The 2,208-nt window shown below is 55.4% G+C and carries 1 protein-coding gene; it reads left to right on the forward strand.

The annotated features are described in order from the left end of the window. On the forward strand, window positions 1-2,208 hold a 2,208-nt coding region (locus tag WCE46_RS09310), incomplete at both ends, for a plasma-membrane proton-efflux P-type ATPase (RefSeq protein ID WP_424733426.1).

Below are 2,208 nucleotides of genomic sequence, written 5' to 3' on the forward strand. Positions count from 1 at the left end.
CGCTGCTCAAATTCCTGTCCTATTTCTGGGGCCCGATCCCGTGGATGATCGAGGCAGCCGCCATCCTGTCGGCAGCAATTTCGAACTGGGAAGACTTTGCTGTAATTCTCCTCCTTCTGATAACCAATGCGGTTGTCGGATTTCTTCAGGAGAGAAAAGCGGAGAACGCCATCGAACTCTTAAAAAAACAGCTTGCGCCCAATGCCCGCGTGCTCCGGGACGGGACATGGCAGGAGATCCCGGCCCGCGAACTCGTGCCCGGAGATAGTGTCCATATCCGGCTCGGGGATATTGTACCGGCAGATGCAGTCCTTGGCAAGGGAAACTACCTCCTTCTTGATGAAGCAGCGCTGACCGGTGAATCCCTCCCGGTCGAAAAGAAGCCGGGCGATACAGTATACTCCGGATCCATCGTCCGTCAGGGCGAGATGGATGCAAGGGTCACTACAATCGGGGGAAATACCTTTTTTGGCAAGACTGCCCGACTGGTTCAGGTAAAATCTCCGCGAAGCCATTTCCAGGCCGCCATCGAACGGATCGGCAATTATCTCATTATTCTCGCTGTCGTGCTGGTCAGCATCATTTTTATCGTCGCCCTCATACGATCCGAATCCTTTGTAGACACACTTCAGTTCGCCCTCATCCTGGTCGTAGCGGCAATTCCCGCAGCACTTCCTGCCGTAATGACCGTGACCATGGCTGTCGGGGCCGTGGCCCTCGCAAAAAAAGAGGCGATTGTCAGCCGGCTTTCTGCCATCGAAGAGATGGCAGGGATGGATATTCTCTGCTCCGATAAGACCGGGACAATCACACAGAATTCCATCAGCATCGGTGAGATCAGGACTTTCCCCGGGGTTTCCGAACAGGATGTCATTATCGCAGCGGCACTGGCCTCAAAAAAAGAGAGCAATGATCCGATTGATATGGCGGTTTTTTCGCGGTATGATCATCTCACCCCGCCACCAGATACTGCAGGTCTGGAAGTCCCGGATTTTGTCCCCTTCGATCCCGTATCCAAATTTTCAAAGGCCACGGTCAGGGAACGATCGGGCAGATCGTTCGAAGTAGCAAAGGGAGCGCCGCAGGCAATTGCGTCCCTTGTTGGGACGGCCGGGGTTCTGGTCCCAACACTGGATGCGTGGGTTGTGGGGTTTGCACAGAAAGGGTTCCGTGCTCTCGGGGTAGCCCGGACCGACAGCACCGGGGCATGGCAGTACCTTGGCCTGATCGGGCTGTTCGATCCGCCTCGGGAGGATTCTGCGGCAACCATTACCGAGGCTAAAAAACGTGGCGTGAACGTGAAAATGGTGACCGGGGATCACATTGCCATTGCTCATGAGATTGCCGGGCAGGTTGGCCTCGGCCAGAACATCATTCCCCGGACTGCACTTGTTGCCGGTGATGGGGACGAGTCCCGGAAACAGATGGAGGCCGCAGACGGGTTTGCCCAGGTTCTCCCTGAAGACAAGTTCCGGATTGTGAAAATCCTTCAGGGTGGCAACCATATTGTCGGGATGACCGGGGACGGCGTGAATGATGCGCCGGCACTCCGGGAGGCGGATGCCGGTATTGCCGTCGCCGGTGCAACAGATGCTGCAAAATCTGCTGCTGATATCGTCCTGACAAAACCCGGGCTCTCGGTGATCATCGATGCGATCGAGAGGAGCCGGGAAATATTCCGGCGGATGGAAAATTATGCGGTCTACCGGATCGCCGAGACAGTCAGGGTCCTGATCTTTTTAACACTCTGTATCGTGCTCCTGAATTTTTACCCGGTTACTGCACTCATGCTGGTTGTGCTCGCTATCCTCAATGACCTTCCCATCATGATGATCGCCTTTGATAATGCACCGGTCGCAGCAAAGCCCGTGCGCTGGCAGATGAACCGCATCCTGACCCTCGCTTCGATTCTTGGGCTTCTCGGTGTGGTTTCAAGTTTTATCCTTCTCTGGGTGGCACGGGAATATTTCCATCTTGATCCCGGCGTCATCCAGACGCTCATCTTCCTCAAGCTCGCTGTTGCCGGTCACATGACGATATACCTTGCCCGTACCGGCCAGCAGCATTTCTGGGAACGGCCTTTGCCGGCGTTCGCTCTTTTTGGCACTGCAGAAATAACGCAAGGGGCCGCCACTCTCATCGCGATCTACGGTGTTTTCATCATGACGCCCATCGGGTGGTCACTTGCACTCATAGTCTGGGGCTATG

It is taken from the genome of Methanoregula sp., assembly GCF_049690535.1.
GTDB lineage: Archaea > Halobacteriota > Methanomicrobia > Methanomicrobiales > Methanospirillaceae > Methanoregula.